Below are 13,250 nucleotides of genomic sequence, written 5' to 3'. Positions count from 1 at the left end.
CGTCCGACCCGTCTTGGACGGGTGCGCACCGCGATCAGGACGGACGCGCACCCGAAATCCGCCAGTCGCGCGGCGTGGTCCCGAAGCGGCGACGGAAGCAGCGGCTGAAGAAAGCCGCGTCGTTGAAACCGAGCGAAAAGGCGATGTCGGTCACGCTGCGGCCGGACTCCGCCACCAGCAGTTCCGCGGCGCGGGTCAGGCGACGCTCGGTCACGAAGGCGGTGGGCGTCAGGCCGGTTTCGCGCAGGAATGCCTTTTGCACCGCGCGCGGGCTCAGGCCGGTGGCGGCGCACAGGCTCGCAGTTCCCAGCTCGGGATCGTTCAGATGGCGCAGCGCATATGCGACCGGAGTCTCTGCCCCAGCCGCTACGAAGCCGGCGCGTGAGCGCTGGCGGCAGACCAGCCGCGTCGCATCGACCAGCAACTCGCCCACGCCCTCGTCAACATCGCCCAGCACCGCGCGCTGATCCCATAGGCCGAGCAGCATGTGATTGAGGAAGGCGACATGCGGATCCTGTCCGGGCAGCAGCCGGCCGTGCAGCGTGCCCAGCCCGATATCATCGCCCAGCAACGACGCCGGCACCTGGAGGATCAGGCACTCGTTCGCGTCGGATATGTCGATCGCATAGGGCCGGCTATCATCCGCGATCAGGATGTCGCCCATGCCGCCAGACACCGCCAGATCGCCGTGCAGCATCGTCAGGCGGCCGCGCCGCTGCAGGTGGAGCAGCAGATTATGCCCGTCGCGATTGCCCTCGCGCCGGACCTGCGCCCGGGCGCTGCGGGCGCGGGCAAGGCCGACCGATCCGATGCGCCAGCGGGCCAGCTCGGCGCGGATCCCCTCGGGTGCGATCGCGGTCATGCCGGGGAACGCCTGGGCGACGACCTCGCGCCAGAACAGGTGCCGCCGCGGGGGCGGCACCGCCTGGGTGGTGAAATGTTCGACCGTGCTCAGGCAGCCGGCTCCAGTTCCACGGCGTTGACGATATGCGCCTGGGTATATTCATGCAGGCCCGACTGGCCCAGCTCGCCGCCAAGACCCGATTGTTTCGATCCACGGAAGGGGATGGTCGGATCGATGGCGAGATGCTGGTTCACCCATACCGTGCCGGAGTCGATCTTCATCGCCACCTCGGTCGCGCGCGCAACGTCGCGGCCCCAGATCGTCCCGCCCAGGCCATAGGCGGAGTCGTTGGCACGGGCGATCACCTCGTCGATGTCGCGATATTTGAGCACCGGCAGCACCGGACCGAACTGCTCCTCGCGCACCAGCGGCGCGTCGTCGTCCAGGTCGCGGACGATCGTCGGCGGGATGAAATAGCCGGGCCGATCGAGCGGCGCCCCGCCGGCCAGAACCTTGCCGCGCTGCCCGGCATCCTCGATCAGCGCCTTCACCTTCTCGAACTGCATCGCATTCTGGACCGGGCCGACCTTCGCGCCCTGCTTGGCGCCGTCGTCGACCACCGTCTCGCGGGCAAGCCGGGCGATCTCCTCGCAGAACTCCTCGTACATCCCCTCGGGCACATAAGCGCGCTTCACCGCGACGCAGATCTGTCCCGCATTGTACATCGCGCCCTGGAAGACCTTCTGCGCGGCCAGCGCCGGCTCGACATCGTCCAGCACGATCGCCGCGTCGTTGCCGCCCAGCTCCAGCGTGACGCGCTTCACGCCATCTGCAGCGCTCGCCATCACTTTCCTGCCGGTCGCGGTCGATCCGGTGAATGCGACCTTGGCGACATCGGGGTGTGCGGTGAGCAGCGGCCCGAGATCGTTCTGATCGCAGATAATGTTGACCACGCCCGGCGGCAGCAACTCGGCGAAGATCTCGCCCATCAGCAAGGTGGTCAGCGGTGTGGTGGGCGCCGGCTTCAGCACCATGGTGTTGCCGGCGACTAGCGCCGGGCCAATCTTGTTCGCCGCCAGGATCATCGGGAAGTTCCACGGCGTGATCGCCGCCACCACGCCCAGCGGGGTGCGGTGCTCGACCACGCGATTGCCGCCATCGTCGCGCAACACCTTGGTCTGCGGACGCATCTGGGCGAAGGCGCGCAGCGTGAAGACGGTTCCCATCACTTCGCCCGCCGCCTGATCGAGTGGCTTGCCCTGTTCGCTGGTCAACAGGCTGGCGAACTCGCTCATCCGCTCCTGCAGCCGCGCCGCGACAGCATCAACCAGCGCCGCGCGTTCATCGACGGGCGTCGCGGCCCAGGCGGGGAAGGCTGCCTTGGCTGCGGCGACGGCGAGGTTCAACTGACCCGCATCGGCCTTGGGACAGCGGGCAAAGGGTTGGGCGGTGGCGGGGTTGATGACGTCGAACTCCGACGCTCCGCTTACAGCTTCACCATCGATCAATAGCGTAAAAGTCCGTTCCAAGGCCACTCTCCCAACCCCGCCGCGACTCATCACGACGGATTATTCTTGTTCGGGAAAATGTATCCCAAGGATACCGAATCGGCAAGATGGGCTAAGTCATTCTACGGGCTGGATATGCGGATTGCCGCCATCCTTCTGCATCGCGCATTCGGACTGGTGGCATCGGCATCCCACCCTGCTAAGGCACGCGACGAAACACGGTCATGCGAGGGGCGTCGCGATGATGAAGGAAGGTCAGGATCTGCTCGAGATCGTCGGGTACCAGATCCAGCGCGCCGAATTGCTGATGGACCGCGACGCGCGTGCGACGCTGTCCCCCTATGACATCACGCCGACCAAGATGACGGCGCTGATCCTGATCCGCGACAATCCGGGCAGCGACCAGTCGGCACTTGGCAAGGCGTTGCGGGTCAATCGGTCGAGCGCGATGAAACTGGTCAACCTGCTGGTCGATCGCGGATTGATCGAACGGCGGCCCGGCCGCGACCTGCGCACCAACGCGCTGCACCTCACCGCCGAAGGGGAAGAGCAGGTGGCAGCGATGCTTTCGGAACTCCGCGCCTCCGATGCGCGGATGACCGCATCGCTGACGGGCGAGGAGATCAAGACGCTGGTTCGACTGCTCCGCAAGCTGGGCCGTCCGGCGCCGAAGCCCCGCGCGCGCAACTGAGCGGCCATGATCCCGCTTGCGTGAATGTATCCTTGGGATACACTGTCTGCGTTCAACGGCAGCGCAGGAGCAGGAACAAATGGCGGAAGAAGCGGTGATCGAGACCCGGACCGCGCTGCCAAGGACGCCGAGCGATCCGCCGGCGCTCGACGCTCTGCTCAACCCGTCGTCGATCACAATCATCGGTGCGTCGGACAAGCCGGGCTCGCTCGGCGCGTCGGTGCTCGCCAATCTGGACCGGCAAGGATTCGGCGGCGCGATCCACCTGGTCAACCCGAAGCGGGCGCACATCGGAGCGCGAGCGTGCGTGCCGACGGTCGACGATCTCCCCGAGGGTGTCGACGCTGCGGTGCTCGCAATTCCGCGCGACGGAGTCATCGCCGCCCTTCGCGGCCTCGCGCGCCGCAAGGTGCGCGCGGTCGTCATCTATGCCGCCGGCTTCGCCGAGGATGGTCCGCACGGGAAAGCCGATCAGGAGGAAATCGCCCGGATCGCCGCGGAAAGCGGGATGGTGATCGAGGGACCGAATTGCCTGGGCCATGTCAATTTTCGCGACAGGGTGTCGCTGACCTTCATCGACACGCCCGACGCGACCGCCGAGGGCCCGCGCCGGGTGGGGATCGTCTCGCAATCGGGTGCGATGGCGGCGGTGCTGGCGACGACGATGATCCACCGGGCGGTTCCGCTCGACGGCTACATTTCGACCGGCAACGAGGCCGCGACCGGGATCGAGGACTATCTGGCGCATCTGGTCGATAGGCCCGGCGTCGCGGTGATCGCGCTGATCGCCGAGCATATCCGCAGCCCGTCGCGGTTCCTCGCCGCCGCGCGTGCCGCCCGGGCAGCCGGCAAGCATATCGTGCTGCTCCATCCCGGGCGTAGCGCCGCGGGCGCGGCCAGTGCGGCCACCCACACCGGCGCGATGGCCGGCGAGCACGCGGTCATGGCGGTGCATGTCCGGCAGGCGGGGGTGGTGCTGGTCGACACGCTGGAGGAACTGGGCGATGTGGTCGAGATCCTCGTTCGCTGTCCGGATCTGGCATCGGGGGGTGTCGGCGTCATTGCAGAATCGGGTGCCTTCAAGGCGATGATGCTGGACCTGTCGGAAGACGTCGCGCTCGACCTGCCGCAGCTTCACGACGATGACAGCCCGGCGCTCCGCGCTGCATTGCCCGCCTTCGTGCCGGTGACCAATCCGATCGACATCACCGCGCAGGGGCTGGTCGATCCCGGCCTGTACGGACGGGTGCTTGGCGCATTGAACGGCGAAGACCGGATCGCGACGATCCTGCTGACCTTGATCCAGACCGAGACGCGGACGTCGCACGTCAAGATCGCCGCGGTTCTGGAGGCGCTTTCGCGTGGCCAGAGCAAGCCGGTGATCATCGGCGGCGTCGATGAGGGCGGCGGCGTCGCGCCGGAAGATGTTGCGCAGTTGCGGCGCATCGGCGTGACCTATCTGCCAACGGCCGAACGCGCCCTGCGGGCGATCGCGCGCCTCGCCGATGCGCTGGGGCGCGACCGGCAAACGGAAATGTTGGACGACATGCACCGCGTCGATCTGGGGGCAGGCGGCAGCGTCATCCCCGAATATCGTTCCAAGGCGATCATGGCCGCGTATGGCGCTAGCTTCCCCGAGTTCGAGCTGGTGCAGACCCTGGACGCGGCAGTCGTGGCGGCCGAGCGGCTGGGCTATCCGGTGGTGCTCAAGGCGCAGTCGCCGCAGCTGCCGCACAAGAGTGACGCAGGCGGCGTGATCGTGGGGCTGGGTGACCAGGATGCGCTTATGGCCGGCTGGCATCGGCTCAGCGCCAATCTGGCCGCATCCTGCCCCGGGCTGGAGCTTGATGGCGTCTTGGTCGAACGCATGGCCGACAAGGGCGTCGAGCTGATCGTTGGCGCGCGCAACGATCCGCAATGGGGCGCGACATTGCTGGTCGGTTTCGGCGGCGTGGCGGCCGAATTGCTCCGCGACGTGCGGCTGCTTCCGCCCGATCTGTCCCGTGAAGCGATCATGGCGGAGATCCAGAAATTGCGCATGGCGCCGCTGCTCGACGGCTTTCGCGGGGCATCCAGGGCCGATATTGCCGCGGTCGCAACGCTGGTCCAGCAACTGGGGCGGATGATGATCGCCAATCCGGCGATCCGGGAAGTCGATCTCAATCCGGTCGTAGTCGCGCCTGTGGGACAGGGCGCCGTCGCGCTGGACGCCTTGATCACGCTCTAGCGGCGGAACCCGATCTTACTGGTCGTCGCGCGTCACCTCGACGGTGACGCCGGCGACCCCGCGGGTAAGCGCGAACGGCTTTTCGATGCTGACCTGCGCCCGCCGTACCGACGGAAACGCCAGGCAACATTCGCCAAGACGTCGGGCGAAGGTCTCGATCAGCGGAATATGGACCAGCGCCAGATCCTCCGCCGCCTGCGCGACCCGGCGATAATCGACGGTATCGCCGATTGCGTCGATCGGTCCCGCTGCCAATGTCAGCTCCACCGACACCACCAGCGGCTGACGGCGGCCAATCTCGTCGGGATTGATCCCGATATCGGCGAGCAACGGCAGGTCGCGGACGCGGACCCGGGTCGAAGTGCGCAGCTCAGCCACCGCGCGCGCGTTCCGCTGCGGTCACCGTGTTCTCCAGCAGGCAGGCGATCGTCATCGGCCCGACCCCGCCCGGAACCGGCGTGACGGCGCGGGCGTGGCCCAGCTCTTGCGTGGCGCAATCGCCGATCAGACGGGTCGTGCCATCCTCGCCGGTCATCCGGGTGATACCGACATCGATGACCACCGCGCCGGGCTTCACCCAGCTGCCGCGCACCAGATGCGGCGCGCCTGCCGCCGCGACGATGATGTCCGCCTTGCGCGCAAGGTCGGGCAGCGCGCGGGTTTCGATATGAGTGACGGTTACCGTCGCCTCCCGCTCGAGTAACAGCATGGCGACCGGCTTGCCGACGATGTTCGACTTGCCGATCACCACCACGTCGAGGCCGCGATAATCGTCGATCACGCTGTCCAACAGCTTCATCACACCCAGCGGTGTGCACGGTACGAGCCCGCCCGTTCCGGTCGACAGGCGTCCGACATTGACGGGATGAAAGCCGTCCACATCCTTGGCCGGGTCGATCCGGTCGAGGACCCGGCCGGCATCGATATGGCCGGGCAGGGGCAGCTGGATCAGGATGCCATTGACGCCGTCGTCGCGGTTCATCGTGTCGATCAGTGCCAGCAATGCCGCGTCGGTCGTGTCGTCGGGCAGGCGATGCTCGATCGAGACGATCTGGGCCTTTTGGCATTCGGCGACCTTGCGCCGGACATAGATGTCGCTCGCCGGATCACTACCGACGAGCACCACCGCCAGCGCGGGCGGACGGCCGGTCCGGGCCTGCAGTGCCGCAACGCGAACGGCGACATCGGCGCTGAGCGTGCGGGCCATGGCGCGCCCGTCGATGAGATGCACCGCGGCGTCAGGCCTTGAAGACGACAGTGCGCGCGCCATTCAGGAAGACCCGGCCCTGGAGATGATGTTGCACGGCGGTCGCGAGCACGCGCCGTTCGATGTCGCGGCCCTTGCGGACCAAGTCGTCGGGCGTGTCGGCGTGATTGATCGCCTCGACGTCCTGATGGATGATCGGCCCCTCGTCGAGATCCGCTGTCACATAATGCGCGGTCGCGCCGATCATCTTGACCCCGCGCTCATGCGCCTGGTGATAGGGTTTCGCGCCCTTGAAGCCCGGCAGGAAGCTGTGGTGGATGTTGATGCAGCGGCCGGACAGGAAGGCGGCAAGATCGTCCGACAGGATCTGCATGTACCTCGCCAGCACGACCAGGTCCGCGCCGGTCTGCTCGACCAGTGCCTTGATCTGCGCTTCCTGCTGCGGCTTGGTGTCCCGGGTGATCGGCAGATGGTGATAGGGCAGGGTGCCGATCAGCGATGTGGTCAGAACCTCCCGGGGGTGATTGCCGATGATGCCGACGACATCCATTCGCAGCTCGCCCAGCCGCCAGCGATAGAGCAGGTCACCCAGGCAGTGGTCGAACTTGCTGACCAGCAGCAGGACCTTCTGCCGCTCGCTATGGCGACGGAGCTTCCAGCCCATGGCGTGCGTCGACGCCAGCGGCGCGAAGGCCGCCTCGAAACCGTAGACACCTTCCGCCGCGATCTCGAATTCGACCCGCATGAAGAAGCGGTTGTTGAGCTGATCGTTGAACTGCTGCGCGTCGACGATGTTGCCACCCTGGCGCGACAGCAAGGTCGCCACGTCCGCGACCAGTCCCGGGCGGTCCTCGCATTGCAGGGTCAGCGTGCACAATTCGGTCACCGGACTTCTCTCCCCAGTCGCCGGGCTCAATGCCGCGCGCTATAGTCGTTGATCCATCCGACAGTGGCTTCGAGGCCGCCGAACGGATAGAAATGCAGCCGCACCTTGCCGTGCTGCGACCCCAGGCCACGCGCGAGCGCGTCGACCAGCTTGTCGGGCCCGGCGCTGCCGATCAGCTTGCCGATCGAAATGCCATATTTGCCCAGCACCGATGCCGATGCCCCGACGCCGCATCGGGCGGCGAAGCGCATCAACGTCTTGATGCCCGCGGGCCCCGGAACGCCGATCCGCACGGGCGCATCGATGCCGCGCGCGCGCAGTTCGGCCAGCCAGCTCAGGATCGGAGCGGCGTCGAAACCGAACTGGGTCACGACCAGCGGCGCCATCCCGCGCCGTGCGATCTCGTCGCATTTGGCAACGAGGACCCCGAACGTCTCCTCAGCGGTCATGTTCGGATGCCCTTCCGGGTGTCCGCCGACACCGATCGCCTTGATCCCGGCCCGCTCGAACGCGCCCGACCGGATCAGCGCCATGCTGTCTTCATAAGGGCCGGCCGCCTCAGGCGGATCGCCTGCGATCACGAAGCAGCGACGGACGCCGGCTTCCGCCACGACTGAAGCAAGATAGCGCTCGAAATCGCTATCCGAGGTCAGGCGCCGTGCGGAGAAATGCGGCATCGGTTCGAACCCGAGCGCGCGTACCTGCTTGGCGGCGGCGATGCGCGATTCGAGCGACTCGCCGGGCAGGAAGGTGATGGCGACCGGCGTTTCCGGCGCGATGTCGGGTGCCGCTCGGGTCAGCGCGTCGATGTCCTTCGCAGTCATCTCGAGCGAATAACCGTCGGTCATGCGCTCGAACGGCAGGTCCCAGTTCGGGTGGATCGACGGCAGGCTCATCGCGCTCTCTCCAGCCTTGGCGCCGCCGTCGCCATTTCGATCGATGGCGACCGTGATCGAGCGGCGCCGATCATCTCACCTTTTGTCTCTAGCCCCGTTAAGAAGATTCGTATAGATGAAATTTCATGGATACGAAATTCGTCATCCCTGATCAGAGCTCGCTCGCTGTCCTTCCGGGTCTGCTGTGCGACTCGCGCATGTTCGACCTGGCGAGTTTTCCGAACGCTCAGGTCATCGACGGCTTCTACGGACGCGCGGACCGGATCGAGGCGATGGCGGACCATGCGCTGGCTCGTCTTCCTGCCTCGTTCGCGCTGGTCGGCCATTCGATGGGCGCACGTGTCGCGCTGGAGATCTGGCGCAAGGCGCCCGAGCGTGTCGCGCGGCTGGCGCTGGTTGACACCGGCGTCCACCCGGTGCGCGACGGGGAACGTGAAGGCCGTTATCGGCTGCGCGATCTGGGACGCTCGCAGGGCATGGCGGCGCTGGTCGATGCCTGGCTTCCGCCGATGATGGGCGACAGCGCCCGCGAGGATGCAGTCTTGATGGCTCGGCTGCGCGGCATGGCGGTCTCGGCGGGTATCGAGACGTTCGAGGCGCAGATCGAAGCCCTGCTCAATCGCCCGGCGCTCGACTCGCTGCTGCCGACGATCGACTGCCCGGTTCTGGTCGCGGTGGGCCGCGAGGACCGCTGGTCGCCGGTCGAACAGCATGAGGCGATCGCCGCTGCGATACCGCGCGCCAAGCTTCGGGTCGTCGAGGGTGCCGGGCACATGATGCCGGCCGAACAGCCTTCGGCGTTTGCCCGCATCGTCCGCGACTGGCTGAACCAGCCGGCCGTCCACTGAGCTTCGGTTTATTTCACCTGAGGAGAGGTTTGATGAGCGACAAGACCCTGCAGCAACTGCTCGACGAACAGGGCAACATCGTCGAGTTCCTGCGCAACCAGCAGACGGGCCCCAATGCCTATCCGGGCGTGCCGGCCGAATATAGCAACTGGCGTGACGAGCAGCGGTCGTGGGCGGAAACCGCGGTGCTGTTCAACCAGAGCTTCCACATGGTCGACCTGCTGGTGACCGGACCGGGCGCGTTCGACATGCTGGCCTATCTGGCGCCCAACAGCTTCAAGGGGTTCGTCCCCAATCGCGCCAAGCAGTTCGCACCGGTCACGCCCGAGGGGCATGTCATCGGCGACGTCATCCTCTTCTATCTGGAAGAAGAGAAGTTCGAACTGGTCGGTCGCGCTCCGTCGATCGAATGGGTCGAATATTGGGCATCGACCGGCAAATGGGACGTCAAGGTCGAGCGCGACGAGCGTACCATTGCGCGCCCGCTGGACCAGCAGGGCTATCGCCGCAACTATCGCTTCCAGCTTCAGGGCCCCAACGCCATGACGATCCTGGGCAAGGCGATGGGCGAAACCCCGCCCGACCTCAAATTCTTTCACATGGCCCCGATCACCATCGCCGGAGTCGAAGTCCGCGCGCTGCGTCACGGCATGGCTGGTCAGCCAGGCTACGAGCTGTTCGGTCCATGGAAGGATTACGACACGGTGCGCAACGCGCTGATCGAGGCGGGCAAGGATGACGGGCTGACGCTGTGCGGCGGCCGCACCTATTCGTCGAACACGCTGGAGTCCGGCTGGATTCCGTCGCCGCTGCCGGGCATCTATACCGGCGAAGGCTGCAAGGGCTTTCGCGAATGGCTCAGCGCCAACAGCTATGAAGGCAAGGCGTCGCTCGGCGGCAGCTTCGTCTCGGACAATATCGAGGATTATTATCTCAACCCCTGGGAGTTGGGCTATGGGATCATGGTCAAGTTCGACCATGAGTTCGTCGGCCGAGAGGCGCTGGAGAAGATCAAGGACCAGCCGCATCGCCAGAAGGTGACGCTGGCGCTCGACAATGAGGATGTGGTGCGGGTGATGAGCTCGATGCTCCAGACGGGAGACAAGGCCAAGTTCCTTGAGTTCCCGAGCGCGGTCTATTGCATGCATCCCTATGACGCGGTGCAGAAGGACGGCAGGACGGTCGGCGTCTCGACCTGGATCGGCTATACCGTGAACGCTGGTCGCTTCCTGGCGCTGGCGATGGTCGATGCCGAACTGGCTACGCCGGGCACCGAAGTCACCTTGCTGTGGGGCGAGCCCGATGGCGGCACGGCGAAGCCGACCGTCGAGCCGCACGTCCAGACGGAGATCAAGGCGATCGTGTCGCCGGTCCCTTATTCGGAAGTGGCGCGGGACAGCTATGCTGACGGGTGGCGGTCCAAGGCGGCCTGATCCGCTGCGTTCGTTCGGCGGGGGCGGGCGGATGCTCGCCCCCGTTTCGTATCAGTCCTTCGCGATTTACGCGGTGAAGCGCTCAACCGTCTGTCGCAGAGCATTGATCGCAGCCGCTTCCGTCGCCGCCGTGAAGCGCGGCAGCGGAATGGCGACTGCGAACGCGCCCAGCACCGTGCCGTTCACTGCTGCGGTCATTCCCAATCCACAGATGCCCGGGGTATATTCCCCGTTCGTCCGGCCGACGCCGCTGTCGCGCACGGTGTCCAGTTCGGCACGCAACTCGGCTTCGTCGGTGATCGTGCTTGGGGTGAAAGCGGCGAGCGGCGCCGCCGCGAAGAAGCCGTCCAGATCGGCGGGCGGCAAGGTCGCGAGTATCGCCTTGCCAGCTGCCAGGCAGTGGAGCGGGCTGCGCGCGCCGACCGCGATCGAATATTGCAGCGACTGTTCCGCCGTTTCCGTGACCACCGCTTCGAGCTGCCACAGGTCGCGGATGAAGAAGGATGCGGTCTCGTTGATGCTCTGGCGCAGCGTGCGGACGAAAGGCCGCGCGCGATCGGCAAGCGACAGCGAGGTGCGTGGCGCCGCCAGTCGGCCCAGCGCGCTGCCCGGCAGATAGCGACGGCCGTCGCGCGCCAGATATTCGCGCTCGACCAGCGTCCCGAGCAGATAGGACAGACTGCTCACCGGGATCGACAGTCCAGCCGCGATCTCCTGAGCGACGACGCCCGTCGGTCGCGCAACGATATATTCGAGAATATCGATCGTGCGCATCGCCGATTTGACCGTCGGTGGCGCAGAGCCAGCCATGCGCAGTAATGCCCCCTGTCAGAAGATCAGGCTGCCACGCCTTTCCGAAAAGCGCCAGCCATCGTCCGTGCGGACGAAGCGATCATGGAAGCTTCCGACCTTAGGGGCGCCGGTGTCGGTAAACAACAGCATCGCGCTTTCGCCTTCGGCTTCATGCGCGCCAATGACCTCGATGACGATATTCGAGCAGATGTGTCGCGTGACCCGCGCAGGCCGCGCCTGGAACGCGGCGAGGATTGACGCGCGCCCGACGATCCACAGGTCGGGCGCGCTTGGCCGCGCCATCCGGCCGTCCTCGGCATAGAGGTTTGCCAGCTCCTCCCAGCGCGCGGCATCGTTGAGATTGGCATAGCGTGCGATCAGCCTGGCGCAGTCCTGCTCGATCGCACGAATGCTGGTGCGGTGGCTCTCTCCGCTCGCGTCCATGCCCGTGTCAGTTTGCCGGCGCCCTGGACCTGGACAGGTCGTAGCTGCCAAGTCCCGGCTTGTAGCTCTTCTCGTCGATGAACTGGCGGATGCCTTCCTTCCGACCCTCGGACGTGTCGTGGAAATTGCACGCTTCCTGCATCCGTACCAGATAATCCTCGGCATCGTCATAGGTCATCAGATCGACCCGGCGCACCGCATCCTTGGCAAATTTCAGGGTAACGGGGTTCTTCTTCAGCAGCAGCTCGGCGATTTCGCTCGTGCGCGCTTCGAGCCGGTCGAGCGGCACGCTTTCGTTGACCAGGCGCATCGCCGCAGCCTGTTTGCCGTCGATCAGCTCGCCGGTCAGCGTCAGCCACATGGCGTCGCGCATCGGCAACAGGTCGACCACCACTTTCGTCACGCCGCCACCGGGCAGGATCCCCCAATTGATCTCGGACAGGCCGAACTGCGCTTCATCGGCGCAGACCGCCAGGTCGCAGGCGAACAGCGGACCGAAGCCACCGCCGAAGCACCAGCCATTGACCATCGCGATGGTCGGCTTCTGGAACCAGCGCAACCGGCGGAACCAGCCATAGCTTTCGCGCTGCGACTTGCGCACGCCGCGCAGGCCCTGCGCCTCGGTCTCGCGGAAATATTCCTTCAGGTCCATGCCCGCCGACCAGGCCGATCCTTCGCCGCCCAGCACGAGGACGCCGACATCGTCGCGAAACTCGAGTTCGTCGAGCACGTCCATCATCCGCCGGTTGAGCGTCGGGCTCATCGCATTGCGCTTCTCCGGCCGCGCAAACTTCACCCAGGCGATGCGGTTCTCGACACGTACCGAAACGACATCCTGATCTTCCATCATCCAACTCCCTGTCCCGTCGCAATATGTATCATTGGGATACAATGAGAATTTACGGCTGTAAATCGCCCGCTAACCGATGCGGCATCGCGCTGCTGCAACATACGTATGCCGGGCATACAAATAATTTGCATCGGCCGGCGCGTCCGCTATCCAGCGTAGGGACAGAGGGGAGGCACGCATGAGCCGGGCACCGATCGACATCCACGCCTATCTCGCCGAGTTCGAGGATATTCCCGGGACACGCGTGTTCACCGCCGCCCGCGCGCGTCGCGGCTACCACATGAACCAGTTCGCGATGAGCCTGATGACGCCGGACAACCGAGCCCGGTTCAAGGCAGACGAGCGCGCCTATCTGGACGAATGGCCGCTGGACGAAGACGCGAAACAGGCCTTGCTGGCCCGCGACTATAATCGCTGCCTCGATCTGGGCGGCAATGTCTATTTCCTCGCCAAGCTCTTCTCGACCGACGGCATATCGTTCGCTGAGGCGGTCAGCACGATGACCGATATGAGCTTTCCAGAGTATCGCGACATGATGCTGCGCGGCGGCCGCTCGCCCGAGGGCAACCGCTCGATCCGCGAGCGGCGCTGAGGGGTGTCTGCTAGACCTGCGAACCACGTGCG

At 65.8% G+C, this 13,250-nt stretch carries 14 protein-coding genes; 5 read left to right on the top strand and 9 right to left on the bottom strand.

Annotated features, from left to right (window positions below; all coding sequences use genetic code 11):
• Positions 1–34 precede the first annotated feature (34 nt).
• Positions 35–922, bottom strand: a complete 888-nt coding sequence (locus ACZ1H8_RS01720) for an AraC family transcriptional regulator (RefSeq protein WP_465179681.1) — start codon at positions 920–922, stop codon at positions 35–37.
• Between the two features lie 29 nt (positions 923–951).
• Positions 952–2,373 (bottom strand): aldehyde dehydrogenase family protein, encoded by a 1,422-nt coding sequence (locus tag ACZ1H8_RS01715; protein WP_465179680.1) that lies wholly within the window; start codon positions 2,371–2,373, stop codon positions 952–954.
• A gap of 220 nt (positions 2,374–2,593) precedes the next feature.
• On the opposite strand from ACZ1H8_RS01715, the gene ACZ1H8_RS01710 reads away from it, so the two are divergent.
• The gene (locus ACZ1H8_RS01710) at positions 2,594–3,043 is read left to right on the top strand and encodes a MarR family winged helix-turn-helix transcriptional regulator (RefSeq protein ID WP_465179679.1); all 450 of its coding nucleotides are present in this window, start codon (positions 2,594–2,596) and stop codon (positions 3,041–3,043) included.
• Between the two features lie 79 nt (positions 3,044–3,122).
• Entirely contained in the window at positions 3,123–5,270 is a 2,148-nt protein-coding gene (locus ACZ1H8_RS01705; protein ID WP_465179678.1) for an acetate--CoA ligase family protein, read from the top strand.
• Positions 5,271–5,285: 15 nt separating this feature from the next.
• On the opposite strand, the gene ACZ1H8_RS01700 is transcribed toward ACZ1H8_RS01705, so the two are convergent.
• The 4 genes from ACZ1H8_RS01700 to ACZ1H8_RS01685 are packed head-to-tail and all read right to left on the bottom strand — an operon-like array spanning position 5,286 to position 8,259.
• The gene (locus tag ACZ1H8_RS01700) at positions 5,286–5,648 is read right to left on the bottom strand and encodes a dihydroneopterin aldolase (protein WP_465179677.1); all 363 of its coding nucleotides are present in this window, start codon (positions 5,646–5,648) and stop codon (positions 5,286–5,288) included.
• Positions 5,641–6,540 carry a bifunctional 5,10-methylenetetrahydrofolate dehydrogenase/5,10-methenyltetrahydrofolate cyclohydrolase gene (locus ACZ1H8_RS01695; protein ID WP_465179676.1) on the bottom strand — a complete coding sequence of 300 codons (900 nt, stop codon included), beginning with the start codon at positions 6,538–6,540 and terminating at the stop codon, positions 5,641–5,643. The genes ACZ1H8_RS01700 and ACZ1H8_RS01695 overlap by 8 nt, the downstream gene beginning before the upstream one ends.
• On the bottom strand, positions 6,509–7,363 hold the full coding sequence (purU, locus tag ACZ1H8_RS01690) for a formyltetrahydrofolate deformylase (RefSeq protein WP_465179675.1): 855 nt from the start codon (positions 7,361–7,363) through the stop codon (positions 6,509–6,511). The genes ACZ1H8_RS01695 and purU overlap by 32 nt, the downstream gene beginning before the upstream one ends.
• 26 nt (positions 7,364–7,389) lie before the next feature.
• Positions 7,390–8,259: a methylenetetrahydrofolate reductase gene (locus ACZ1H8_RS01685; protein WP_465179674.1), complete on the bottom strand. Its 870-nt coding sequence runs from the start codon at positions 8,257–8,259 to the stop codon at positions 7,390–7,392.
• Between the two features lie 197 nt (positions 8,260–8,456).
• Between ACZ1H8_RS01685 and ACZ1H8_RS01680 the strand changes: the two genes are divergently transcribed.
• Positions 8,457–9,107 (top strand): alpha/beta fold hydrolase, encoded by a 651-nt coding sequence (locus tag ACZ1H8_RS01680; protein WP_465179672.1) that lies wholly within the window; start codon positions 8,457–8,459, stop codon positions 9,105–9,107.
• A 32-nt stretch (positions 9,108–9,139) separates the two neighbouring features.
• Complete coding sequence (gene desA / locus ACZ1H8_RS01675; RefSeq protein ID WP_465179671.1) at positions 9,140–10,540, top strand: syringate O-demethylase; 1,401 nt, start codon at positions 9,140–9,142, stop codon at positions 10,538–10,540.
• A 66-nt stretch (positions 10,541–10,606) separates the two neighbouring features.
• Here the strand turns inward: desA and ACZ1H8_RS01670 are convergent, their stop codons facing one another.
• The 3 genes from ACZ1H8_RS01670 to ACZ1H8_RS01660 are packed head-to-tail and all read right to left on the bottom strand — an operon-like array spanning position 10,607 to position 12,626.
• Complete coding sequence (locus tag ACZ1H8_RS01670; RefSeq protein WP_465179670.1) at positions 10,607–11,314, bottom strand: IclR family transcriptional regulator; 708 nt, start codon at positions 11,312–11,314, stop codon at positions 10,607–10,609.
• Positions 11,315–11,368: 54 nt separating this feature from the next.
• A complete protein-coding gene (locus tag ACZ1H8_RS01665; RefSeq protein WP_465179669.1) occupies positions 11,369–11,776 on the bottom strand; it encodes a nuclear transport factor 2 family protein in 408 nt (135 codons plus the stop codon).
• 7 nt (positions 11,777–11,783) lie between these two features.
• Complete coding sequence (locus ACZ1H8_RS01660; RefSeq protein ID WP_465179667.1) at positions 11,784–12,626, bottom strand: p-hydroxycinnamoyl CoA hydratase/lyase; 843 nt, start codon at positions 12,624–12,626, stop codon at positions 11,784–11,786.
• 178 nt (positions 12,627–12,804) lie between these two features.
• Here ACZ1H8_RS01660 and ligA point away from each other — a divergent pair, with 178 nt between their 5' ends.
• Positions 12,805–13,218 carry a protocatechuate 4,5-dioxygenase subunit alpha gene (ligA, locus tag ACZ1H8_RS01655; RefSeq protein ID WP_465179666.1) on the top strand — a complete coding sequence of 138 codons (414 nt, stop codon included), beginning with the start codon at positions 12,805–12,807 and terminating at the stop codon, positions 13,216–13,218.
• Positions 13,219–13,250: the final 32 nt, after the last annotated feature.

Source organism: Sphingomonas sp. BL-S-25 (assembly GCF_055521555.1).
The sequence above is the reverse complement of the archived record's forward strand: the minus strand, read 5'-3'. Positions and strand labels throughout refer to the sequence as shown.